Source organism: Curtobacterium sp. MCLR17_039, from assembly GCF_003234745.1.
Lineage (GTDB): Bacteria > Actinomycetota > Actinomycetes > Actinomycetales > Microbacteriaceae > Curtobacterium > Curtobacterium flaccumfaciens.
In genome coordinates, this window is sequence record NZ_QKTF01000009.1 from 40063 (window position 1) to 61519 (window position 21457).

General features: G+C 68.1%; 22 protein-coding genes. 9 read left to right on the forward strand and 13 right to left on the reverse strand.

Translation table 11 applies throughout. The features are described 5' to 3' along the window. The first annotated feature begins 16 nt into the window (after positions 1-16). Positions 17-1195: a hypothetical protein gene (locus DEJ00_RS12100; RefSeq protein ID WP_111057519.1), complete on the forward strand. Its 1179-nt coding sequence runs from the start codon at positions 17-19 to the stop codon at positions 1193-1195. A 143-nt stretch (positions 1196-1338) separates the two neighbouring features. Here the strand turns inward: DEJ00_RS12100 and DEJ00_RS12105 are convergent, their stop codons facing one another. From DEJ00_RS12105 to DEJ00_RS12120, 4 genes are all read right to left on the reverse strand, one after another. Next, positions 1339-2676, reverse strand: a complete 1338-nt coding sequence (locus DEJ00_RS12105; RefSeq protein WP_071245168.1) for an ABC transporter substrate-binding protein — start codon at positions 2674-2676, stop codon at positions 1339-1341. A 62-nt stretch (positions 2677-2738) separates the two neighbouring features. Continuing rightward, entirely contained in the window at positions 2739-3689 is a 951-nt protein-coding gene (locus DEJ00_RS12110; RefSeq protein WP_258373673.1) for a carbohydrate ABC transporter permease, read from the reverse strand. Continuing rightward, on the reverse strand, positions 3686-4600 hold the full coding sequence (locus tag DEJ00_RS12115) for a carbohydrate ABC transporter permease (RefSeq protein ID WP_111057520.1): 915 nt from the start codon (positions 4598-4600) through the stop codon (positions 3686-3688). The genes DEJ00_RS12110 and DEJ00_RS12115 overlap by 4 nt, the downstream gene beginning before the upstream one ends. Then, positions 4597-6630, reverse strand: coding sequence for a beta-galactosidase (locus tag DEJ00_RS12120; RefSeq protein ID WP_111057521.1), 2034 nt, complete (start codon positions 6628-6630; stop codon positions 4597-4599). The genes DEJ00_RS12115 and DEJ00_RS12120 overlap by 4 nt, the downstream gene beginning before the upstream one ends. 216 nt (positions 6631-6846) lie before the next feature. Here DEJ00_RS12120 and DEJ00_RS12125 point away from each other — a divergent pair, with 216 nt between their 5' ends. Next, positions 6847-7869, forward strand: a complete 1023-nt coding sequence (locus DEJ00_RS12125) for a LacI family DNA-binding transcriptional regulator (protein WP_111057522.1) — start codon at positions 6847-6849, stop codon at positions 7867-7869. A gap of 84 nt (positions 7870-7953) precedes the next feature. Here the strand turns inward: DEJ00_RS12125 and DEJ00_RS12130 are convergent, their stop codons facing one another. Both DEJ00_RS12130 and DEJ00_RS12135 read right to left on the reverse strand, forming a co-directional pair. Next, a complete protein-coding gene (locus DEJ00_RS12130) occupies positions 7954-8310 on the reverse strand; it encodes a VOC family protein (RefSeq protein ID WP_111057523.1) in 357 nt (118 codons plus the stop codon). Between the two features lie 85 nt (positions 8311-8395). Next, complete coding sequence (locus DEJ00_RS12135; RefSeq protein ID WP_111057524.1) at positions 8396-9010, reverse strand: GNAT family N-acetyltransferase; 615 nt, start codon at positions 9008-9010, stop codon at positions 8396-8398. Positions 9011-9098: 88 nt separating this feature from the next. On the opposite strand from DEJ00_RS12135, the gene DEJ00_RS12140 reads away from it, so the two are divergent. Beyond that, complete coding sequence (locus DEJ00_RS12140; protein ID WP_181440169.1) at positions 9099-9743, forward strand: TetR family transcriptional regulator; 645 nt, start codon at positions 9099-9101, stop codon at positions 9741-9743. A 78-nt stretch (positions 9744-9821) separates the two neighbouring features. After that, a complete protein-coding gene (locus tag DEJ00_RS12145) occupies positions 9822-10283 on the forward strand; it encodes a DUF4383 domain-containing protein (protein WP_027467234.1) in 462 nt (153 codons plus the stop codon). A 59-nt stretch (positions 10284-10342) separates the two neighbouring features. Here DEJ00_RS12145 and DEJ00_RS12150 read toward each other — a convergent pair whose 3' ends face one another. Continuing rightward, a complete protein-coding gene (locus DEJ00_RS12150; RefSeq protein WP_111057526.1) occupies positions 10343-11074 on the reverse strand; it encodes an OBAP family protein in 732 nt (243 codons plus the stop codon). A gap of 89 nt (positions 11075-11163) precedes the next feature. Between DEJ00_RS12150 and DEJ00_RS12155 the strand changes: the two genes are divergently transcribed. The 3 genes from DEJ00_RS12155 to DEJ00_RS18295 all read left to right on the forward strand — a co-directional run bounded on the left by DEJ00_RS12155 (position 11164) and on the right by DEJ00_RS18295 (position 15487). Further along, a complete protein-coding gene (locus DEJ00_RS12155; RefSeq protein ID WP_111054772.1) occupies positions 11164-11985 on the forward strand; it encodes an aldo/keto reductase in 822 nt (273 codons plus the stop codon). Positions 11986-12803: 818 nt separating this feature from the next. Continuing rightward, positions 12804-15128, forward strand: a complete 2325-nt coding sequence (locus DEJ00_RS12160) for a hypothetical protein (protein ID WP_146247955.1) — start codon at positions 12804-12806, stop codon at positions 15126-15128. Then, positions 15116-15487, forward strand: a complete 372-nt coding sequence (locus DEJ00_RS18295; RefSeq protein ID WP_181440170.1) for a DUF6578 domain-containing protein — start codon at positions 15116-15118, stop codon at positions 15485-15487. Before DEJ00_RS12160 ends, DEJ00_RS18295 begins: the two co-directional genes overlap by 13 nt. Positions 15488-16023: 536 nt before the next feature. Here the strand turns inward: DEJ00_RS18295 and DEJ00_RS12165 are convergent. From DEJ00_RS12165 to DEJ00_RS12190, 6 genes are all read right to left on the reverse strand, one after another. Beyond that, a complete protein-coding gene (locus DEJ00_RS12165) occupies positions 16024-16485 on the reverse strand; it encodes a DUF4265 domain-containing protein (protein ID WP_071245188.1) in 462 nt (153 codons plus the stop codon). Between the two features lie 57 nt (positions 16486-16542). Beyond that, the gene (locus DEJ00_RS12170) at positions 16543-17130 is read right to left on the reverse strand and encodes a HEAT repeat domain-containing protein (protein ID WP_111057528.1); all 588 of its coding nucleotides are present in this window, start codon (positions 17128-17130) and stop codon (positions 16543-16545) included. A gap of 176 nt (positions 17131-17306) precedes the next feature. Next, positions 17307-17783 (reverse strand): DUF4265 domain-containing protein, encoded by a 477-nt coding sequence (locus DEJ00_RS12175; RefSeq protein ID WP_181440171.1) that lies wholly within the window; start codon positions 17781-17783, stop codon positions 17307-17309. A gap of 85 nt (positions 17784-17868) precedes the next feature. Next, the gene (locus DEJ00_RS12180; protein WP_111057530.1) at positions 17869-18456 is read right to left on the reverse strand and encodes a HEAT repeat domain-containing protein; all 588 of its coding nucleotides are present in this window, start codon (positions 18454-18456) and stop codon (positions 17869-17871) included. Between the two features lie 143 nt (positions 18457-18599). Continuing rightward, entirely contained in the window at positions 18600-19064 is a 465-nt protein-coding gene (locus tag DEJ00_RS12185) for a HEAT repeat domain-containing protein (RefSeq protein ID WP_146247957.1), read from the reverse strand. A gap of 166 nt (positions 19065-19230) precedes the next feature. Beyond that, positions 19231-19605, reverse strand: a complete 375-nt coding sequence (locus DEJ00_RS12190) for a hypothetical protein (RefSeq protein ID WP_111057532.1) — start codon at positions 19603-19605, stop codon at positions 19231-19233. A 182-nt stretch (positions 19606-19787) separates the two neighbouring features. On the opposite strand from DEJ00_RS12190, the gene msrA reads away from it, so the two are divergent. Both msrA and DEJ00_RS18550 read left to right on the forward strand, forming a co-directional pair. Beyond that, complete coding sequence (gene msrA, locus DEJ00_RS12195) at positions 19788-20309, forward strand: peptide-methionine (S)-S-oxide reductase MsrA (RefSeq protein ID WP_110858541.1); 522 nt, start codon at positions 19788-19790, stop codon at positions 20307-20309. Positions 20310-20550: 241 nt separating this feature from the next. Beyond that, complete coding sequence (locus DEJ00_RS18550; protein ID WP_181440172.1) at positions 20551-21456, forward strand: Ltp family lipoprotein; 906 nt, start codon at positions 20551-20553, stop codon at positions 21454-21456. The last annotated feature ends 1 nt before the right edge of the window (position 21457 follow it).

Consider the following 21457-nt stretch of genomic DNA (forward strand, 5'->3'; position numbering starts at 1 on the left):
CAATACAGTGAACAGCATGACGAACACGAAGACGCTCCGGGCCGTGTGGCCCGCCGCCCTGCTCGGCGCGGCCGCACTGGCCCTGACCGGGTGCGCCACGAACACCGACGCCGGGTCCGACAGCACTGCTAGCCCGAAGGCCGACGGGACCCGCATCACCCTGACCCACGACGGCGGCCTGCTGGTCCTCGACCAGGACCTGCGGGTCGTGGCCGACGACGCGATCGACGGCTTCACCCGGGTCAACCCGGCCGGTGACGGACGCCACGTGCTCGTCACCGTGCCCGAGGGCTTCCGGGTCCTCGACACGCAGGCCGAGCCCGCCCTGACCGACGCGGTGTTCCCCGCCGACACCGGCGGCCACGCGGTCGTCCACGGCGACCGCACCGCCCTGTTCGCCGACGGCACCGGCGACGTGACGACGTTCGACCACACGGAGCTCGACGGCGCCGACCTGCCCGAGGCCGAGACGACGAAGTCCGAGGCCGCCCACCACGGCGTCGCGATCGAGCTCGAGGACGGCACGCTCCTGACCACCATCGGCACCGAGCAGAGCCGCTCCGGCGTGCGCGCCCTGGACGCCGACGGCGAGGAGACCACCCGGTCCGAGGAGTGCCCCGACGTGCACGGCGAGGGTGCGGTCAAGGGCGAGGTCGCGGTGTTCGGCTGCACCGACGGTGCGCTGGTCTACCAGGACGGCGCGTTCGAGAAGATCGACGCCCCGACCGAGTACGGCCGCACCGGCAACCTGTTCACCACCGAGGACTCGTCCGTCGCGGTCGGCGACTACAACGACGACCCCGACAGCGAGGGCTACCTGCTCGACCAGATCGCCCTGATCGACGCGGCCTCGGGCGAGTACACCGTCGCAGACATGCCCGACGGCGTCGGCTTCACGTTCCGCGACCTGGCCCGCGGCCCCGGCGACGAGGCCGTCGTGCTCGGCGACGACGGCGCCCTGCACACCTTCGACGAGACCACCGGCGAGCAGCTGGAGTCGTACCCGGTGATCGACGCGTGGGAGGGCCCGACCGAGTGGCAGGACGCCCACCCGGCCCTGAAGGTCGAGGGTGACGTCGCCTACGTCACCGACCCCGCCGAGCAGAAGGTCCACGCCGTCGACCTGACCACCGGCAAGGTCATCGCCTCGAGCGACGAACTGCCGGGCGTGCCCAACGAGATCGCGGTCGCGTAGCGACGAGCGCGCGACGAGCACGCCGCCAGCGCGACGGGGTCCGGAACACGACCCCGAGACGCAACAGGAGGCCCGTGGCGATCCCGCCACGGGCCTCCTGTCCGCTGTCAGCGCGTGGACCGCGCGACGTCAGCCGCCGTCCGTCAGCCCTTGACCGGGATCGACTGCGCCTTGAGCGCCGCGATGGTCTTGGACTGCCCGGACTCGAGCGCCTCGGCCAACGTGCCCGAGCCGGACGCCGCCTGCCCGAAGCCGTCGGAGACGTCCGAGTAGGTCTGCGTCATCGTCGGGCCCCAGGTGAAGGGCTGGATGTCCTTCGCCGCGGTGGCGAACTCCTCGTAGATCTTCTGGCCGCCGTAGAAGTCGAGCCCCTCGGTCAGGGCCGGCAGGTCGGCGCCGGTGGTCGAGGCCGGGTACAGGTTGGCCTCCTTGTTCAGTGCGGAGAGCGCCTCGGTCGAGGTGTTCAGCCAGACCAGGAACTTCGACGCCTCGGCCGGGTGCTCGCTGCCCGCGAAGACGACGTTCGACGAACCGCCCCAGGCGGCCGACTTGGTCTCACCGGACTTCCACTGCGGCATCGGCGCGACGGCCCACTTGCCCGAGGTCGACGGCGCACCGCTCGAGATGGTGTTCGCACCCCAGACCGCGGAGACCCAGGTCCAGTCCTTGCCGCTGTCGTAGGCGCTGTTCCACTGGTCGGTGAAGCTCGGCAGGGTGTTGACGAGCTTCTTGTCGATCAGGTCCTGCCAGTAGTCGGCGACCTTCTTCGACGCGTCGTCGTTCAGGTTGACCTTCCAGTCCTGGCCCGAGTTCTCGAACCACTGGCCACCGGCCTGCGAGACGAGCCCCGCGAACTGGTTGACGTCTCCCTTGGCGAAGTTGGTGATGTTGCCGCCGAGCGCCTTGATCTTCACGGCGTCCTCGGCGTACTCCTCCCACGTCTTCGGGGCGTCGAGGCCGGCCTTCTCGAACAGGTCCTTGCGGTAGTACAGCGCCATCGGACCGGAGTCCTGCGGCACGGCGTAGACCGACTTCGACTCGCCGAAGGTCACCTGGTTCCACAGGCCGTCGGAGAAGTCCTTCTTCGCGTCGCTGATGCCGGCGCACGCGCCGATGTCCTCGAGGCCGCCCTGCACGCGGAACGCCGGCAGGGTGTCGTACTCGACCTGGCCGATGTCCGGCGCCTGCTTGGCCTTCAGCTGGTTGAAGAAGTTCTGGTAGGTGCCGCTGTTGCCGTTCGCGACGATCGAGACCTTGACCTGGATGTCCGGGTTGGCCTTGTTCCAGATCGCGACGACCTTGTCCATGTTCGGCACCCAGGTCGTGAAGTCGAGGGTGACCTTGCCGTCCGAGGGCTTGCAGCTGGCGGCCGTGGTGTCGGATCCGCCGCCGCTGCTGCTGCCACCCGTGCTGCAGCCGGCGAGGGCCACGGTGGCGGCCACGGCGATCGCGGCGACGCTGAGGAACTTCGTTGTCTTCATGCTGTTTCCGTTCGGATGTGGTGTGGGGAGAGCTGGTGCGGGAAGGGGTGCGGGTCGAGGGGCTACTTCAGGCCGCCGGAGCCCAGGCCGGAGCGCCAGAAGCGCTGCAGGCTCAGGAAGGCGATGAGCAGCGGGATGATCGAGACGAACGACCCGATGAGCACGAGGGTGCGCAGGTCCGGGTACTGGTTCACGCTCGAGTTCCACGTGTAGAGGCCGAGGGTGACGGGGAACAGCGACGAGTCGCGGAGCATCACGAGCGGCAGGAAGAAGTTGTTCCACACGGCGACGAACTGGAACAGGAAGATCGTCACGAGCGCGGGCGACATGAGCCGGACCGCCACGGTGAAGAACGTCCGGACCTCGCCGGAGCCGTCGATCCGGGCGGCCTCGATGATCTCGTCGGGCACGCTCGACGCCGCGAACAACCGCGACAGGTAGACGCCGAACGGGCTGACGATGCTCGGCAGGAACACCGACCAGAACGTGTCGGTCAGGTCGACCTGGCTGAAGATGAGGAACAGCGGCAGGGCCAGGGCGGTCGCCGGCACGAGCACGCCGCCGAGGAACACGTTGAACAGGACCTCGCGGCCGCGGAACCGGTACTTGGCCAGGGCGTACCCGCACATCGCGGAGAGCACGGTGCCGAGCAGGCCGGCGACCCCGGCGTAGGCGATGCTGTTCAGCAGCCAGCGCAGGTAGATGCCGTCCTGCCGCGTGAACAGCTCGACGAGGTTGCCGAAGAAGTCCTGCACCGAGGTGGCGCTGAACCACAGCGAGAACGTCGAGTTGAAGTTCGCGGCGGTCTTGGTGGACGAGACCAGTAGCCAGAAGATCGGCAGCAGGAAGTAGAGGGTGAAGACCCCCATCACGATCATCGCGGCGCTGCGCGAGATGACGCTCTCACGGGGACCGCGCGCTCCGCGCCCTTGCGGACGGGAGGCCCGGTTCGGCTCGAGCGGTCGGCCGGCGTCGCGGACGAGGTCACCTTGGGACGGGGCGTTGACGGTCATTCGGCGACCTTCCGCTGGGTCAGTCGGAGGAACCCGATCGACAGGACGAACGTGGCGACGGCGAGGACGACCGAGAACGCCGCGGCGAGGTTGAAGTTCGGCACCGAGGACGTCGAGTAGACGAGCATGTTCGGCGTGAAGGTCGACGAGATGGTCGAGGTGAACTGGCGGAACACGGTCGGCTCGGTCAGCAGCTGCAGGGTGCCGATGACGGAGAACACCGCGGTGAGGACGATGGCCGGCACCACGAGCGGGATCTTGATCGACAGGGCGATCCGGAGCTGGGACGCACCGTCGAGCTTCGCCGCCTCGTACACCTCGGCGGGGATCGCGAGGAGCGACGAGTAGATGATGAGCATGTTGTAGCCGACGTAGACCCAGGTCACGACGTTGGCGACGGCCCACAGCACGGTGCTGCCGCCGAGCAGGTCGACCCGCGAGGTCACGGCGGAGAACGGCGACAGGTCGGGGGCGTAGAGGTAGCCCCACATGATCGCGGCGATGACGCCGGGAACCGCGTACGGCGCGAAGAACGCCAGGCGGAAGAACCGCTTGCCGCGGAGCAGCGGGGAGTCGAGCAGCAGGGCGAACAGGAGCGCGAGCCCGAGCATCACCGGCACCTGCACGACGCCGAACAGCAGCACGCGGAGCACGGAGCTCCAGAACTCGCCGTCCTGGAACACCAGGGCGTACTGGCTCAGACCGCCGAAGACCTGCGTCGGGGCGCCGAACGTGCCCTGCCGCTCGATCTTCTGCAGCGACTCCCACACGGCGTAGAGGATGGGGACCAGGTAGAACGCCGTGAACAGGACGGCGAACGGCAGGACGAAGATCGCGATCGCGCGGCGGTAGCGGAACCCGCCGCCCCGGCGTCGTCGGGTCGCGCTGGGCGACTGTGCGGTGGTGGTCATGAGCGGTTCCTGTCGGTGCGGATGATCTGGGTCCCGCCGGGGGCGATGGCGGTGGTCCCGGTGACGGGGCGGTCGGCGACGAGCTCGTGGCCGGCCTCGTGGTGCTCCACGGTGCGGTCGGAGTGGTTCAGCAGGAAGACCCACTCGTGGGTGTCGTCCCGGCGTCGCACGACCTCGAGTCCGGGGCGGACGGCGGGGTCGGCGCGCACCCCGGCTTCGTCGAGGACGCGGTGGACGAACCCGCCCAGCGCACCGGCGTCGAGCACCGTGGACGTGTACCAGGCGGTCCCGGCGCCGTGCTCGTTGCGGGTGACGGCCGGGCGGCCGGCGAGCGGCCCCTCGGCGTAGTCGACGACGCTCGTCGCACCGCGCAGCTCGACCGGCTCCGACCAGACGCTGCCGGTCGTGCCGTCGGACAGCGCGATCGTGGCGTCGGCGGCGAGCGGGAGGAACTCGTCCACCCGCACGCCGAGCAGGTCACGGAAGGCGCCCGGGTAGCCGCCGGTACGGACCCGGTCGCGCTCGTCGACGATGCCGCTGAAGCAGCTGACGATCGCGTGCCCGCCGCCGGCGACGTGGTCGGCGATGACGGCCGCGTGCTCGTCGCGGACCAGGTACAGCTCGGGGACGACGACGAGCGCGTACCCGTCGAGCGGTGCCCCAGGGGCGACGACGTCGACGGTCACGCCGAGGTCCCAGAGCGCGGCGTGGAAGGCGTGGACCTGCTCCAGGTAGCGGAGCGCGGTGCTGGGGTGGGCCTCGAGGTCGGCGGCCCACTGGTTCTCCCAGCTGAACACGAGCGCGACGTCGGCGACCACACGCGACCCGCGCAGTTCGCCGAGCCGCTCGACCAGGGCGCCGAGCGCGACCACGTCGTGCCAGGTCTTCGACTCGGTGCCGGCGTGCGGCAGCAGCGCCGAGTGGAACTTCTCGCTGCCCTGCACGGATGCGCGCCACTGGAAGAAGCAGACCCCGTCGGCGCCGCGGGCGATGTGCGCCGCGGTGTTCCGGAGCATCTCGCCCGGGGCCTTCGCGACGTTGTGCGGCTGCCAGTTGACGGCACCCGTCGAGTGCTCCATGAGCAGCCAGGGGGCGCCGCCGGCCAGGCCACGGGTGGTGTCGGCGGCGAAGGCGAGCTCGACGTGCGGCCGGGGCAGGCGGTGGTCCAGGTAGTGGTCGTTCGCGATGACGTCCATGTCGCCGGCCCACGACCAGTAGTCGAGCGCCGTGATGTGCGCGGCGACCATGAAGTTGGTCGTGACGGGCTTGTCGCTCAGCTCGCGCAGGACGGCGGCCTCGGCACGGTGGTGGCCGAGGAGCTCGTCGGACGAGAACCGGTCGAAGTCGATGGTCTGCGCCGGGTTCGTGAACGACAGCGTCGCGCGGGGCGGCAGCACCTGCTCCCATGCGGAGTAGCGCTGGCTCCAGAACGAGGTGCCCCAGGCGGCGTTGAGCGCGTCGACCGTGCCGTACCGGTCCTGCAGCCAACCGCGGAACGCCTGGGCGGAGACGTCGCAGTAGCAGTGCGCGTTGTGGCAGCCGAGCTCGTTCGACACGTGCCAGAGCCGCACGGCGGGGTGGTCGCCGTAGCGTTCGGCGGTGGCGCGGACCAGGGCGAGGGCGTGCTCGCGGTAGATCGGGGAGCTCGGGCAGAACGCCTGGCGGCCACCGGGCCAGCGGGTGGTGCCGTCGGCGACGACGGGCAGGACCTCGGGGTACCGGGTGGTGAGCCACGGCGGCGTCGAGGCGGTGCCCGTGCCGAGGTCGACCCCGATGCCCGCGCCGTGCAGCAGCTCGATGACGGTGTCGAGCGCGGCGAAGTCGTACTCGCCCTGCCGCGGCTCGACGTGCGACCAGCCGAAGACGTTGATCGCGACGAGGTTCACGCCGGCCTCGCGCATGAGCCGGACGTCCTCGACCCACACCTCGGGGTCCCACTGCTCGGGGTTGTAGTCGCACCCGAACGCGAGGCCCGTCGAGCCGAGGCCGAGCGCGCCGGTGGCGGTCGTCGGCAGGGTGGTGGTCGTCACGGGGATCCTCGCTGATCGGGGCGACCCCGGCCGCCTCGGTCGCGTGCGACCCCTTCGACGGCGAAGGCCACCCAGTGTTCTGGGAGCGCTCCCAGTTCGCACCGGCCGATCGGGGCTGGAAGTTTCTGGGAGCGCTCCCAGATCAAACACCAGCGGCTGCACCCTGTCAACTGCGAGGCGTTCCGAGGGCTCCTCAGCGCCGGATATGGTTGCCCCATGTCCGAGGTCCGATCCGCTCGTCAGCGCGCCACGATCCAGGACGTCGCCGACGAAGCGGGGATGTCGCGCGGCACCGTCTCACGGGTGCTCAACGACGAGCCGTACGTCTCGCCGAAGGCGCGCGAGGCCGTGCAGGACGCCGTCCGACGCGTCGGCTACGTGCGCAGCGCCGCCGCCCGCAGCCTGGTCACCCGGCGTTCCGGAGCGATCGCGCTCATCGTCCACGAACCCTCGGTCGTGGTGCTCGACGACCCCAACATCGGCAACATCCTGATCGGCACGAACGCCGTGCTGTCCGACGCCGACCAGCAGCTCGTCACGATCATGGTCGACTCCGCCCGCGACAGCGAGCGCGTGGTCGAGTACCTGCGCGGCGGGTTCGTCGACGGCGCCATCGTGCTGTCCGCCCGCGACGGCGACCCGATCACCGGCGCGATCGAGGAGATCGGCATGCCCGCGTGCTTCGTCGGGCACCCGTCCGACGCCGCGAACATCTCGTACATCGGCATCGACAACCGCGCCGCAGCCGAGCAGATCACCCGGCGCCTGATCGACACCGGTCGACGCCGGATCGGGATGCTCGCGTCCGGGCTCGACCGCGACTCCGGCCAGGACCGTCTGGCGGGGTTCACCGCGGCACTCGGCGAGCGCTTCGACCCCGACCTCGTCGCCCGGAACCCCCTGTTCAGCTACACCGCCGGCGCCGAGGGCATGCGCGAGCTGCTCGAGCGCGCCCCGGACATCGACGGGGTGTTCGCTGCGTCCGACGCAGTCGCCGCCGGTGCCATGGACGTCCTGCAGCGCAGCGGCCGGAGCGTGCCGGCCGACGTCGGAGTGGTCGGGTTCGACGACAGTGCCTGGGCGCTGCGGTGCGACCCGCAACTGTCGACGGTGCGGCAGCCGGCGCGCCTGCTCGGCGAGCAGGCGGCGCACCAGGTCCTCGAGCAGATCGGCGGCACCGACGACGGTCCACGCGGTCTGCTGTTGCCGACGGAGGTCGTCTGGCGCGGGTCCGCGTAGCCGGCCGCGGACGGACGGGAGGCCCGTGGCGGCGTCGCCACGGGCCTCCCGTCCGTCCATGGGTGCGTCCCGCACCCGGCCGGGTCAGCCCTGCGGGGGCGAGTACAGCTGCAGGCCGTTGCCCTCGCTGTCCTTGAAGGGGATGATCTTGCCCCACGGGTGCTCGCTGATCTCGCCCTGGATGTCCGCGCCGCGCTCCTTGAGCGCGGCGACCTCGTCCTCGATGCTGCCGTCCGGCTGGAACGACACGACGGCGCCGCCGTCGCTCGACTGGCTGGCGGACTCACGCCCGTTCAGGCCGATCATCAGGCCGCCGGCGTCGATCTCGCTCCAGTCGTCGGACTGGTCCTTGACGGTGAGACCGAGCGTGTCGCGGTAGAACGCGACGGCGCGCTCCATGTCGCTGACCGGGACCCAGACTGCTGCGACTCCACTTGCCATGGTGTTTCCTCTCGTCGTGGTGTGCCGTGGACGGTAGGCAGCGCTCGTGCGCGGGGGCACAGGCTCGGTGTCCCCCGGTGCCGGGTCAGCCGGCCGCCGGACGCCACATGCTGATCGGGGTCGCCGCTCGGAACCCCGCGATCGGCGCACCGTCCGTGAACCCGTGCCGTCGGTACAGCCGACGGTTCACGGGGGTGGAGGACTCCAGGTACGCGCCGTCCGCGGTCCGGTCCGCGCGCTCGAGTGCGTGGCCGAGCAGCAGTCCGCCGATGCCCCGACCACGTGCTGACGCGGACACCCCGATCTCGGCGAGGTACCAGTGCGGGGTGACCGGTCGGGCGCGCTCCATGCGGCGCAGGTGCGCCACCGCACGGAGCGCCCCGCCGAGCCCCAGGACCCGGAGGAACGCCGGCACCTGCCGCACGAAGGCCCGGCCGCCTCCGGGCTGCCGACCGGGTGCCTGCCAGAAGGCGGCGCCGACCACCCGGTCACCGATCGTGGCGACGTCCACCCGTCGCGCGGGCATCGGCACCGACCGGATGAGCGCGGCGAACAGGCCGGTCAGCACGGCGGGGCGGTCTTCGCCGGGACGCGGCGGCCGGAACTCGGCGAGCACCGGGTCGTCGGCGAACGCCTCGGCGAGGACGGCCGCGGCCGCCTCGAACTCGGCGGGTCCTGCTGCTCGGACGACGGTCTCCATGCTGACTCCTCGGGTGCTCGCTGATTTGGCCGCTTGGCCGACTTCATCTTCGCGGCCGGTCCTGCACGCGCCCCGTACGCTTCCTGTGATGACCGACGAGCAGCAGACGCGCGGGTACCGCAGCCGACAGGACCGGCGTGCGGAACTGCTCGACGCCGCCGCCCTGGTCGTGCGGGACGACGGCCTGCGCGGCCTCACCACCCGGGCCGTCGCCGCCCGAGCCGGCGTCGCCCACGGTGTCGTGCACTACGCCTTCGGGGCCCGGCGCAACCTGGTCGTCGCGCTGCTCGAACGGCAGGCGCGTGCGGTCCTGCCGCCGGTGCTCGCGGCCGCCGACGAGCACGACGACCTCGCCACCGCGCTCGAGGCGGGGATCTCGGCGTACCTCGACCTGGTACGGCGCGAACCCGAGCGGTTCCGGGTGCTCGAGGCCCTCAGCGCGACAGCCCTCGCCCCGGACGGCGACGGGGACCTGCTCGACGCCGAACGACGGCTCTGGCGCGACGGCGTGGTGGCCGGGATCGAGCGATGGACCGCGCGGCACGGGGCGGCGCCGTCCGAGCCGGTGCTCGTCGTCGCCGACGCCGTGATCACCCTGGTGGACGGGCTCGCCCGCGCCGCGTGGAGTGATCCGGACGGCACCGCGACCGCCCGATCGCGGGCGTTGCTGGTGCGCGGATTGACCACCGCGGTGACCGCCGTCGTGACCGCCGCCGGGACTGCCGAGCACTGACCTGCAAACCGACCGGGGAAGCGCTCCGAATGTCATGTGTGCCGCACACCGCGGCGCGTACAGAAAAGAGGGCTGATCATGACCAGCAGCGCAGCAACCGCACGCACCACCTCCGGTTCGACGTGGACCCAGCGGGGCGCGTTCGTCTTCGGTGTCGTCTTCCTGATCGTCGGCATCGCCGGGTTCATCCCCGGACTCACCATGGACATGGGCTCGATGTCCATGGCCGGCCACGGCTCCATGGCCCTGCTCCTGGGCCTGTTCCAGGTGTCCGTCCTGCACAACATCGTGCACCTGCTCTTCGGCATCGTCGGGCTGCTCGCCGCCCGCCGTGCAGCCTCCGCACGCCTGTACCTCGTCGCCGGCGGCATCGTCTACGCGGTGCTCTTCGTCTACGGGCTCTTCACCGCGGGCATGGCCGGTGGCGCGAACTTCGTGCCGCTGAACAGCGCGGACAACGTGCTGCACGCCTTCCTGGCCGTCGCGATGATCGTGCTCGGCTTCGTCCTGCCGCGGATCGGGACGCGCACCGCGCGCTGAACCAGCAAACGACGGACGGGAGGCCCGTGGCGACACCGCCACGGGCCTCCCGTCCGTCGTCAGGGGCGTCCGTCGTCCGCGTCGACGACACCCGGGGTCGGGGTCGTGCCGGTGAAGGCGTCGCGCATCGCGCCGACACCGCGCTGCGGGTGGGCGCGGTCCAGGTACTTCGCCCGCGACTGCTTGCGCGGTTCCGGATCGGTGCGCATCGCCTGGTTCCGGTCCTGCTGCAGCGCGCTGTCCACCTCTCCCTCGCGGTTGAACGACCACATGAGCATCGGATCGCCGATCGGCAGGTCGTGTGCGGGCTGCGAACCCATCGGGGTGCTGTGCCAGGTGTGCCAGGTCTTGCCGTACGAGTTCACCAGGTGCCCCATCAGCTCGGTCTCCACCGCGATCGGCAGGCCCGGGGCGACGAGTTCACCGGAGAACACCTCGTGGTTGTGCGGGTGCCACGACGCCTGCTCGTCCTCGGGGAGGGACTCGAAGAGCCGCTCGGACACGATGTACTCGATGCCGATCAGGTTCGCGTCGGCGGTGTTGCCGTCGAAGAGCACGCACTGCAGCATCTCGGCGTTCACCACCTTGCAGAAGTGGTGCGCCTCCATCTGCACGTCGGGCTCGCCCTTCACGCAGTGGAAGCCGACCACGTAGACGTCGAAACCCCGCAGCGGCGCCGAGGTCTGCAGCACGGCGGCGCCCCGGTCGAGCAGGGCGAGCTCGAAGCCGCCGGCCGCTCCGGGCGGGGTGACACCGGTCTTCCGGTCGTGCACGGTGGGGTTCAGGGGCATGGGGGCGTCCTTCCGTCCGTTCGAGGTGGGCGCCATGCAACCCGGCAGCCCCTCGGAACGCTGTGCGGTTGCGGCGTACTGTCCGCTGCATGCCCGCACTCATCGACACGTTCACCCTGTCCAACGGTCTGCACATCCCGAAGATCGGCTTCGGCACCTGGCAGATCCCATCCGGCTCCGACGCGTACGACGCCACGAAGACCGCCCTCGACCTCGGCTACCGCCACATCGACACCGCCCTGGCGTACGGCAACGAGGCGAGCGTCGGCGAGGCCGTCCGCGACAGCGGCATCCCCCGCGACGAACTCTTCATCACCACGAAGCTGCCGGCCGAGATCAAGACGGCCTCGGGCGCCCGCGACGCCTTCGAGGAGTCGAGCAACAACCTCGACCTCGGACACGTCGACCTGTACCTGATCCACGCGCCGTGGCCCTGGAGCGACATGGGCTCCGACCACCGCGACGGAAACGTCGAGGTGTGGAAGGTCTTCGAGGAGCTCTACGACGCCGGCCGCACCAAGAGCATCGGTGTCTCGAACTTCGCCGTCGCCGACCTCGAGGACCTGCTCGGCCGCACGGACGTCGTCCCGCACGCCAACCAGATCCGTTGGTTCATCGGCAACACCCAGGACGAGACGACCGCCTTCGACCGCGAGCACGACATCCTGACCGAGGGCTACTCCCCGCTCGCCACCGGTGGCCTGCTCGAGAACGAGCAGATCGCCGAGATCGCGGCGAAGTACGACAAGACCGTTGCCCAGGTCGCGATCCGCTACCTGCTCGAGAAGGACGTCCTGCCGCTCCCGAAGTCCACGACCCCGTCGCGCATCGCCGAGAACGCCGACGTCGACTTCGTGCTCGCCGCCGAGGACGTGGCCGCGCTCGACGCGCTCGAGGACACCGCGAGCTGACGCGGCCCCACCCCGGACGGGAGGCGCGGTGCCAGCTGGCACTGCGCCTCCCGTCCGTACACGGCCAGATCACGGGCAAGCCTCACCCACCGTGCGTTCGCACCGTGCCTGGCGAGCTGCTTCGTGCCGCCTGGTCGCTCCGGGCACCCGACCAGCTTCAGCCCATCACGGCGGCTGTCTCGCAACCGACGTCGAAGACAACAGTCGAGCCGGCGGGTTGCGACACACAGTTGCGAGACTCGGAGTGCTACGGGATCCCATCGGTCCGACGCGCTTGACCGCAGCTCGGACGAGACGAGTCGCCACCGCTTCGATCCATTCGATATCTGATCGACCAGTTTCAGGCGATGGGGGAGCAGAGTGGTGGTTCCGGGCGTTGCAGAGACGATCGACACGAACTCGTTCGGTGGACGGCTCGTCTTCCAGGTCTTGCCGCATTTGCCGAGTTCGAGCGAGATCTCATCAAGGAGCGAACCGCACCGGGCTCGCCTAACCGACGAACGCCCGCCAAAGCGGTCGACCGGCCAGATGCTGACTGCTGGTCGACTATCGGAGCCGCTGGACATGACGGTGGCGAAGACCGGAAACGTGCTCGGCGTCAGCCAAACCACGATGTACCGAGCGCTTCGACGTAGGAGTGAGCCAGTCGCAGGGCGTTGCGGCAAGACCTCCGGTTGACGGCGGGGTAAGGGGGTGGCCACGGATCAAAGGGGAGGCCAGCGGTGTACCCCATCTGGGGACTGCACCTTGGAATCCGCTGACCTCTAAGCTCAGAGGATTGACAGCACGATGCTGTTGAGTAACTTTAGGGGATTTTCGTGCGCACCATGTTGCACACTCCGCGTACGAGAAGGCGGAGTCTTGCCGTTGCCGCTCTCGGCGCGCTGGCTCTTGTCGGATCACTTCTCGTCACCGCGCCGGCGCAGGCCGTGAACGACACCGGGACCGGTGGTGTATTCGTCCCCGCCTCAGGACGTGTACTCGACACCAAGGTGGGAACAGGCGGCTACAGTACGCCGATGCAACCCGGTAGCTACCGGACGGTAAAGATCGCAGGGCTTGCCGGGATCCCGAGCGACGGCAGTGTCGGTGCCGTATCGCTAAATGCCACCGTCAGCGGATCAAGCGCCAACGGATCGCTGTTCGGGCGCCCGGACGCGGACACCTCGCGCACCATGATGCTCATCTACAACGGCACCACCGGTGAATACGTCTCCAACTCCGCGATCGTCGCTGTCAGCTCTGAGGGTACGATCCAGGTCGCAACCGAGACTTCCGCGCGACTCATCCTCGATGTGCAGGGCTACTACACCACGGATGACGATGGCACCGCTGCCGGAGGCTTCATCCCGGTCGCTGGTAAGCGCATCGTCGACACCCGCTCTGGGCTTGGCGTGACCAAGTCCACCCTCGCGCCGGGGAAGAGCATCGACATCCAGGTGGCGGGCGCCAACGGCGTCGCGGACGGCGCATCGGCGGCGGTGGTGAATCTGCTCCCGATCAACACCACTAGTTCGGACGGCTACCTCACGCCGTACGCCACCGGCACCGCCCGCCCAGCTAACGCGCTGCACTACGCACCCTCGACGAACACGTCAATCCAGGCGCAAGTGCGGCTCTCCGCCGACGGGAGGATGACGATCTACAACGGATCGAGCACCATCAATCTCGTCATCGACCTGCAAGGGTACTTCACCGCCGCTGGCACCACCGGAGCGACCTTCGTCCCCGGCATCGGCCGGGTGTACAACTCCACCGCAAGCGGTAATACGATCGTCGCGAAAAACGAGACCCGGTCTGTTCAGGTTGCAGGTAGGGCCGGCGTCCCCGTCATGGGGTCCGGTATCAATGCGGTCGTCCTCACTCTCACCGCGTACCACGCGGGCAGCGAAGGACGCGCAACGGTCTGGGCCGATGGAACCGACAAACCGGATACCACGTCGATCAATTTCCGCAAGGACGAGATCCGTACCAACACGGTCACCGTCCCGCTCGCCGCAAGCGGCAAGATTAATTTGAACAATGTCGCTGATCCGACGCACTATCTCATCGACGTGCAGGGTTGGTACGTCGACCCTGACGCTCCCGAGATCACGTGCGACGCGCCCTACTCCGCCGGCACCTGGACGACCGAGTATCCGACGGATGGCATCACGTGCGCATACTCAGTTGGTGCCGCATTTGCTGATGACGCTTCTCTCATCATTGACAACAACGGCCTCACCGTCTGGGGAACCGCCTTGGAAGCGAGCGGCCCGTCGACGGGAACATTCACCATGGACACCATGGGAGGGTTGAACACAATCACCGCCTCGGTGACTGACAGTGAAGAAAATACGCTGAAGTCGACCGAGTTCACGTTCGGTCTCGGTGACTGGGCATCAGCGCCCCTCACCCTCGAGCCCGCGAACGGAGCTCCACTTGGCGCTGACTCCGCAGCACTCAGCGTGGGTTCGTCAACAGACGCCCTTGCCGTGGATACGCAGGTTCAGTTCACAATCTCCACGCACACCGATGGATCGACTGCTCCCATCATCGTGAGTGACCCGACGGACGGTAATTGGGAAGTTCCTGCTGGAACACTTACAGCAGGGACGAACTACTACTGGACAGCGACAGTTACAGGTGCCTCTGGTCCCTCCCAGGAGACAGTGACACTCAAGTCAGATATCGGCTCATTCACAGCAGTTGCTGGCGGCGCAGCCGAAACCTACGAAACCGTGGGTGGCGATCGGATCGACGATTCAGCGGTCGAGAACTCCATCAGTGCGGCCAAAACGACACAGCAGCCCACCAGCAGCTACATCGTCGGCTCCTGGGACGACAAGTACGGCTATCACGTTTACCTTCGCAGGCACGTTCGGGATAAGATCGTCTCAAAGCACGCGACGACTGCTTCGCGCACGAAGCAGGCGACGCAGCATTTCGATACGCGGAAGAACCCGAACTCACACACTTACCAGTACGACACTGAATTCTTGAAGTTCAAAGCCACCTATCCTTACCAGATTGTTGATCGAGCGCACTTCCGCGTTATCGTCAACAAGCGGGCGAATAAGTGGGACGGCGCACCGAGCGGTGTTATTACTGCTTACTGCCGGCAAAAGAATAAGATCGAGAAGTGCCCCGGATGGATGAGATGAGAGAGGTCGGCGGATCCGCCTTCGTGCCAGCTTGGGTACTCGAGGACACCGACGCCACCTTGACAACCGGGGAAGCGGTTCGTTGGCCAGTCGCCGCACTTGAACCGGACTGGGCTTCAGCGATTTTGGAGAGCGCGACGGTGTCGTGGGTCTACGAGATGAGCAAAGATGATGCAACCGCAAGCCTGGTCGGGGTCATCAGTGAGATTCGGTCCGTGAAATTCCGTTTCGCTCCCGCGCAGGGATCTGGCCTCGAACCTGCCCCTGGTGGCACGAAGATGCAGTCAATCAATTCCACAACATCCGGACCGCAAGCTGTAGATGGCTTCATTGTCACGCTCACAGAGGCGGCAGCGTGAGTCCACGCCACCTAGGGCAACATCGAGTTTGCTGTTCCTAGGTGAAATGTAGTTCCAGCCGAGTGAGGCCGCGATCATCTTCCGATGATCGCGGCCTCACTCGCATTTGAAGCCGTAGTGGCGCACCCTTGCTTCCACCAGTTTGCGACCTGCCACGATGCTCACCGGGGCACTTGGTGGCAGGTTGCACTTCAGTGACACCGGCTGTCTCTCATGGTCGATGGTTGAGGAGCTTCGTCTCAACTCAGGCCCGCGCAGGAGCTGGTGAGACCCTGCGCGACAGTAGCCCCGCGGCCGCGACAACAGCGGCGATACCTCGCGCCTCGTGCCGAGCGCCGGCGGTCTGCGCACTCGACGCGCTCGAGCACACCGTGAGCTGACACCGGCCAACCCCGACCTGGAGGCGCGGTGCCAGCTGGCACGGCGCCTCCAGGTCGGTGTACGCAACCGGTCGATCGTTCGCCGGGTGCGGGGGCCGCGAGCATCGGACGCTGTCCCGCATCAGGGGCTCGCCACCCCATGACACGTTCGCCCGCTCAGCGCTCTGCGGTGTCGTACTCGAGGAGTCCGTCGTCCTCCAGCCGCTGCAACCGGTCCGCGAACCGGTCGGCGGCCGCATCCCCTCGGATCGCTACTCCTGTGATCGAGCCCCACGTCTCGACGGCGCCGCCGAATTCGTGGATGACATCGTGAGCAATGCGGAAGGCGCTTTCATCGCGAGGACTGATCCTGAAGACCCAAGACTGTCCCCGGTCGACACGTCCTCCGTACTCGAGCTGTCCGGTCGAAGTGTTCTCGACCGTCTTGATGATGTCTCCGAGATGGACGTTCTTCGCGAACAAGGGGACGCAGCTGACAACGTTGCGGCCGTCGTCGAGGACGATGATCGTCAGGTCTTCGTAGCGGATCGTGTCCCACGACGGGTCAAGCTCCACCCGGACGACCTTCTCGACCCCGAGCACTGGGTTCTCGTGCGTGACGACGGTGTAGTCCGGCATTCCTACGATTCCTTTCCCCTTCGAGCTGGTCGCCTCCGGTCCGTCAGATGGCACGCTTCACGCGATCTTCCGCAGCCCGAGGGCAGCCTTCTTCCGCACCCACGGTCGGTCGTCGGTCAACTTCTCCTCGAACGCCGCCCGCGCTCGCGGGTTCGGCCGCTTGCTCAGTGCGAAGACCGCGTGCCCGCTGATGTCGTGGTCGTCCATCAGCTGCAGGAGGACGTCGACCGCTTCGGGCCGCTTCGACTTCCCCAGCGCGAGGGCCACCATCTGCCGTGCACGTCCGTACTGCGAATCGAGCGCCAGCGCTGCCACGTCGTCGAAGTACGTGTCCACGTACGCTGATTCGATCGAGGCCCCCACCGCCCAGCGTGTATCCGCTTCGTCGGTGAAGTTCCGGAACGCCTCAATCAGCGCAGGCATGGCCGTGCCCTTTGCCGACGGGTTCGACAGCGCATGAGCGAGGTCCTGTTGCATCGCCGGCGTCCGCGCCTTCCCCAGCCACTCGATCAGCAGGGGGATCGCGTCCTTGTACCGAATCCGGGCCTGGGCGAAGACGGACAGGTTCGAGAAGTCGTACCCCAGCGCACGGAGGTCGGCCAGGATCGCCGACTGCTCGGCGGCTTCTTCTGCAGTGAACGGCATCAGGTCCTCCGGAGTGTGGGGCGGCGACTTCGGTTCACGGGCTGCTGTGCCCGGGCGGGAGCTCGAGGATCGCCCAGACCGTCGTACCCCGCAGGTCGATCGACGCCGCTCTGGCTTGCCGGAAGCGCTCCTCCATGAAGATCGACACGAGGAGCAGTCTCCCGCAACGAGCGGGGTCAGAGCCAGCCGGTCTCGTAGGACAGGAAACCCGGACGCTGCAGAGCTTCCAGTTCCTCTCGGACAGCAGCCAGTCTCTGGGCACCCTCGACCGCGAACGCGACCAGACGTCCACGCGTTTCCACGAGCGCGTCATTCCGCTGCAACAGCTCGAGGAGCGCTGCGGCTGCGTCATCACTCTCAACGAAAGCTCGGAGAACCCAGAATGCGCTTCGTTCGAGAACTGCAGTCGGCGTGGGACCGACTCCCTCACGCTCCTCAAGACGCACTCCATCACCGAGCGACCAGCCGTACGTGAAGAACGGGATGCAGCAGAGCTGGTGCAGGCCGTCACCGAGGTCCCGGAAGAGGAGCTGCTCGAATCGAAGGGGACTCGTCGGCTCTTCAGCGATCATCGCGTCTGCGACGAAGTCGACTCGGCCGGCCCACACCGGGTTCGGGTGCAACACCCATCGAGCTGGGTCAGGTGCGGTCAAGCGACCTTCTCCAGCGAGACGCCACGAACACACGGGCGCTGGCCCTCGTCGTGGATGGATGACCGCTTCACGCGGCCTGACCGTATCACCCGATCTTCCGCAGCCCGAGCGCAGCCTTCTTCCGCACCCACGGGCGGTCATCGGTCAGCTTCTCCTCGAACGCCTCGCGCGCTCGCGGGTTCGACCGCTTGCTCAGTGCGAACACCGCATGCCCGCTGATGTCGTGGTCGTCCATGAGTTGCAGGAGGACATCGACCGCTTCGGGCCGCTTCGACTTCCCCAGCGCGAGGGCCACCATCTGGCGAGCATCGCCGTACTTCCGGTCGAGCGCGAGCGCTGCCACGTCAGCGAAGTACGTGTCCACGTACGCTGATTCGATCGAGGCCCCCACCGCCCAGCGTGTGTCCGCTTCGTCGGTGAAGTTCCGGAACGCCCCGATCAGCGCAGGCATGGCCGTGCCCGTTGCCGACGGGTTCGTCAGCGCATGCGCGATCACCCGCTGCATCATCGGCGTCCGCGCCTTCCGCAACCACTCGAGCAGCGTCGGCACCGCGTCCTTGTACCGGACACCCGATTGCGCGAAGGCGGACAGGTTCGAGAAGTCGTACCCCAGCGCTCGGAGGTCGGCCAGGATCGCCGACTGCTCGGCGGCTTCTTCTGGAGTGAACGGCATCAGGTCCTCGGGAGCGTGGGGCGGCGAGCGCCATTCTTGGTCTCGATCACCGCAGGTCGATCGACGCCGCTCCGGCTTGCTGGAAGCGCTCCTCCACGAGAATCGACGCGAAGAGCAGTCTCTCGCAACGAGCGGGGTCAGAACTACCCGATCTTCCGCAGCCCGAGCGCAGCCTTCTTCCGCGCCCACGGGCGGTCGTCGGTCAGCTTCTCCTCGAACGCCTCGCGCGCTCGCGGGTTCGACCGCTTGCTCAACGCGAACACCGCATGCCCGCTGATGTCGTGGTCGTCCATCAGCTGCAGGAGGACATCGACCGCTTCAGGCCGCTTCGACTTCCCCAGCGCGAGGGCCACCATCTGCCGTGCACGTCCGTACCGAGGATCGAGCGCAAGCGCTGCCACGTCAGCGAAGTACCTGTCCACGTACGCCGTCTCGATCGAGTTCCCCACCGCCCAGCGAGTACCCGCTTCGTCGGTGAAGTTCCGGAACGCATCGATCAGCGCGGGCATGACTGCGCCCTTTGCCGATGGGTTCGTCAGCGTACGAGCGACTGCCCGCTGCATCATCGGCGTCCGCGCCTTCCGCAACCACTCGAGCAGCGTCGGCACCGCGTCCTTGTACCGGACACCCGACTGAGCGAAGGCGGACAGGCTCGGGAAGTCGTACCCCAGCGCTCGGAGGTCGGCCAGGATCGCCGACTGCTCGGCGGCTTCTTCTGCAGTGAACGGCATCAGGTCCCCCGGAGCGTGGGGCGGCGATTTCGCTTGACGACGGTCATCGGATCGACAGATCGATCGCGACGACACCGAGCACGAAGATCAGGACGATGACCACGAGGCCGATCGTGGGTATCAGCACCTGTCGCCGCACCGTGGGAGCACCAGACGCCCCGATGACCCAGGTCGTGATCGCGACGACGAGTGCGACCAGCGGCACGAGAAACTGCGCGGTCTCCCCGACGGCGTACGAACACTGCAACGTCACGTCGAAAGCGCAGGGCGTGTACTGCTCCAGTTGCGCGGCGACCATCCCCGGCAGCGAGCCGATCGCCGCGAACACCTCGAGGAACACGAGGAAACAGAACGCGAGTCCGAGCAGCCACCAGCCACGGGGACGGCGCCGGACTTCGTCGATGGATGACCGCTTCATGTGAGCCCGACCGTACCGCAGGGGCGACACGGAGCACGGACTCGTAGGGTCGAGTCGTACCGACCGCACACCCGGGTGGGTCCGCGCCCCACAGCGGACCTGACGACGGGAACAGATCGTCCCTGTTGCCGGTTGCACCACACGGTGTCGCAGCCAGTGACACAAGAGCCCAGGAGGCCACCATGACCACCACCGAGACCGCCATCCTCGCCGGCGGATGCTTCTGGGGAGCGCAGCAGCTCCTCCGTCGTCGTCCCGGCATCGTCAGCACCCGCGTCGGCTACTCCGGCGGCGACGTGCCGAACGCGACGTACCGCAACCACGGCGACCACGCCGAGTCGGTCGAGATCGTCTTCGACCCGTCCCAGATCTCGTACCGGGACCTGCTGGAGTTCTTCTTCCAGATCCACGACCCGTCGACGAAGGACCGCCAGGGCAACGACATCGGTCGCAGCTACCGCTCGGCGATCTTCACCACCTCGGACGAGCAGAAGCAGGTCGCCCTCGACACCATCGCGGACGTCGACGCGTCGGGCATCTGGCCCGGCAAGGTCGTCACCGAGGTCACCGCGGCCGGCCCGTTCTGGGAGGCCGAAGACGAGCACCAGGACTACCTCGAGAAGAACCCGCACGGCTACACCTGCCACTTCGTGCGTCCGGGCTGGAAGCTCCCGCACCGCGACGAGGCGACCGCGGCCGTCTGACCTGACGAACAATTGAGAGGCACGGAGCCAGCTGGCTCCGTGCCTCTTCCTCTTGCCGTGTCCGCCGAACGCGAGCCGCGAAAGCGGCGTGGTCCCCCAGTTCTGGGTGGTCGCCGAACCACATCGCTGCGGGTTCGCGCAAGGTTCCGAGCTGACTCGATCTCTGCGGTGCAACGGGGTCCGGACCGGTTGTAACGTTTGCTCGCCTTTGCTGATCCTCAGAACTTCCGGAGAACCCGACATGCCCGAGACCACCCCCACCGAGCAGCCTCCTGCCTACGTCCCCGCGGCTCCCGAGCCGCGTCCGGCACGAGCCCGCCTCGGCACCGCAGCGGTCGTCCTGGGGATCCTCGGGATCCTCTTCGCGGTGATCCCGCCGACGAACGGGTTCGGCATCTTCCTCGGCGTCGTCGCGGTGGTGCTCGGCATCATCGGCATCCGTCGCAAGGGGCGCCGTGCCGTCGCGGGGACCGTCGTCGGCGCTGTCGCAGTGATCCTCGGCGCCATGCTCGCGGGCGTGTACAGCGGCTCCTCCGACGACTCTGCCACCCCTGACGCTGCTGCTGCCACCGAGGTCGCCGCTGCCAGCCCGGCCGCTGCGAGCGAGGAGTCGAAGAAGGCGGAGAAGCCGAAGACCCCCGAGAAGGCGACCGCCGACAAGCCCGCCGAGGCATCCGGCACCGTCGGACAGCTCCAGGCAGCTGCGGCTGCGAAGAGCTACCTCGACTCCGGCATGGGCTTCTCCGCCGCCAGCCTGCTCCAGCAGCTGACCTCGAGCGCGGGCAACGGATTCGCCCAGGCGGACGCGCAGTGGGCCATCGACCACTCCGGTGCCGACTGGAACGCACAGGCACTCGCCGCAGCCAAGGGGTACCTCGACTCCGGCATGGGCTTCTCCGAGGCCAGCCTGAACGGTCAGCTGACGTCGAGCGCCGGCAACCAGTTCACCCCCGAGCAGGCGCAGTACGCCGTCTCGAAGGCCGGGGCCGACTGGAACGCACAGGCGGTTACCGCCGCGGAGGGCTACATGTCCTCGGGCATGGGCTTCTCGCGCGCGAGCCTCATCGCACAGCTCACGTCGTCCGCAGGGAACCAGTTCACGCAGCCGCAGGCCGAGTACGCGGCGACGCAGGTCGGGCTGAACTGAC

What these genes read in the sequence shown, in the direction of transcription:
- DEJ00_RS12155 (WP_111054772.1), top strand. Translation starts at nt 11,164, where the DNA reads ATGCCCGCACTCATCGACACGTTCACCCTGTCCAACGGTCTGCACATC.
- DEJ00_RS12135 (WP_111057524.1), bottom strand. Translation starts at nt 9,010, where the DNA reads ATGGAGACCGTCGTCCGAGCAGCAGGACCCGCCGAGTTCGAGGCGGCC.
- DEJ00_RS18295 (WP_181440170.1), top strand. Translation starts at nt 15,116, where the DNA reads ATGGATGAGATGAGAGAGGTCGGCGGATCCGCCTTCGTGCCAGCTTGG.
- DEJ00_RS12145 (WP_027467234.1), top strand. Translation starts at nt 9,822, where the DNA reads ATGACCAGCAGCGCAGCAACCGCACGCACCACCTCCGGTTCGACGTGG.
- DEJ00_RS12180 (WP_111057530.1), bottom strand. Translation starts at nt 18,456, where the DNA reads ATGCCGTTCACTCCAGAAGAAGCCGCCGAGCAGTCGGCGATCCTGGCC.
- DEJ00_RS12125 (WP_111057522.1), top strand. Translation starts at nt 6,847, where the DNA reads ATGTCCGAGGTCCGATCCGCTCGTCAGCGCGCCACGATCCAGGACGTC.
- DEJ00_RS12105 (WP_071245168.1), bottom strand. Translation starts at nt 2,676, where the DNA reads ATGAAGACAACGAAGTTCCTCAGCGTCGCCGCGATCGCCGTGGCCGCC.
- DEJ00_RS12170 (WP_111057528.1), bottom strand. Translation starts at nt 17,130, where the DNA reads ATGCCGTTCACTGCAGAAGAAGCCGCCGAGCAGTCGGCGATCCTGGCC.
- DEJ00_RS12150 (WP_111057526.1), bottom strand. Translation starts at nt 11,074, where the DNA reads ATGCCCCTGAACCCCACCGTGCACGACCGGAAGACCGGTGTCACCCCG.
- DEJ00_RS12100 (WP_111057519.1), top strand. Translation starts at nt 17, where the DNA reads ATGACGAACACGAAGACGCTCCGGGCCGTGTGGCCCGCCGCCCTGCTC.
- DEJ00_RS12140 (WP_181440169.1), top strand. Translation starts at nt 9,099, where the DNA reads ATGACCGACGAGCAGCAGACGCGCGGGTACCGCAGCCGACAGGACCGG.
- DEJ00_RS18550 (WP_181440172.1), top strand. Translation starts at nt 20,551, where the DNA reads ATGCCCGAGACCACCCCCACCGAGCAGCCTCCTGCCTACGTCCCCGCG.
- DEJ00_RS12130 (WP_111057523.1), bottom strand. Translation starts at nt 8,310, where the DNA reads ATGGCAAGTGGAGTCGCAGCAGTCTGGGTCCCGGTCAGCGACATGGAG.
- DEJ00_RS12115 (WP_111057520.1), bottom strand. Translation starts at nt 4,600, where the DNA reads ATGACCACCACCGCACAGTCGCCCAGCGCGACCCGACGACGCCGGGGC.
- DEJ00_RS12165 (WP_071245188.1), bottom strand. Translation starts at nt 16,485, where the DNA reads ATGCCGGACTACACCGTCGTCACGCACGAGAACCCAGTGCTCGGGGTC.
- msrA (WP_110858541.1), top strand. Translation starts at nt 19,788, where the DNA reads ATGACCACCACCGAGACCGCCATCCTCGCCGGCGGATGCTTCTGGGGA.
- DEJ00_RS12190 (WP_111057532.1), bottom strand. Translation starts at nt 19,605, where the DNA reads ATGAAGCGGTCATCCATCGACGAAGTCCGGCGCCGTCCCCGTGGCTGG.
- DEJ00_RS12110 (WP_258373673.1), bottom strand. Translation starts at nt 3,689, where the DNA reads ATGACCGTCAACGCCCCGTCCCAAGGTGACCTCGTCCGCGACGCCGGC.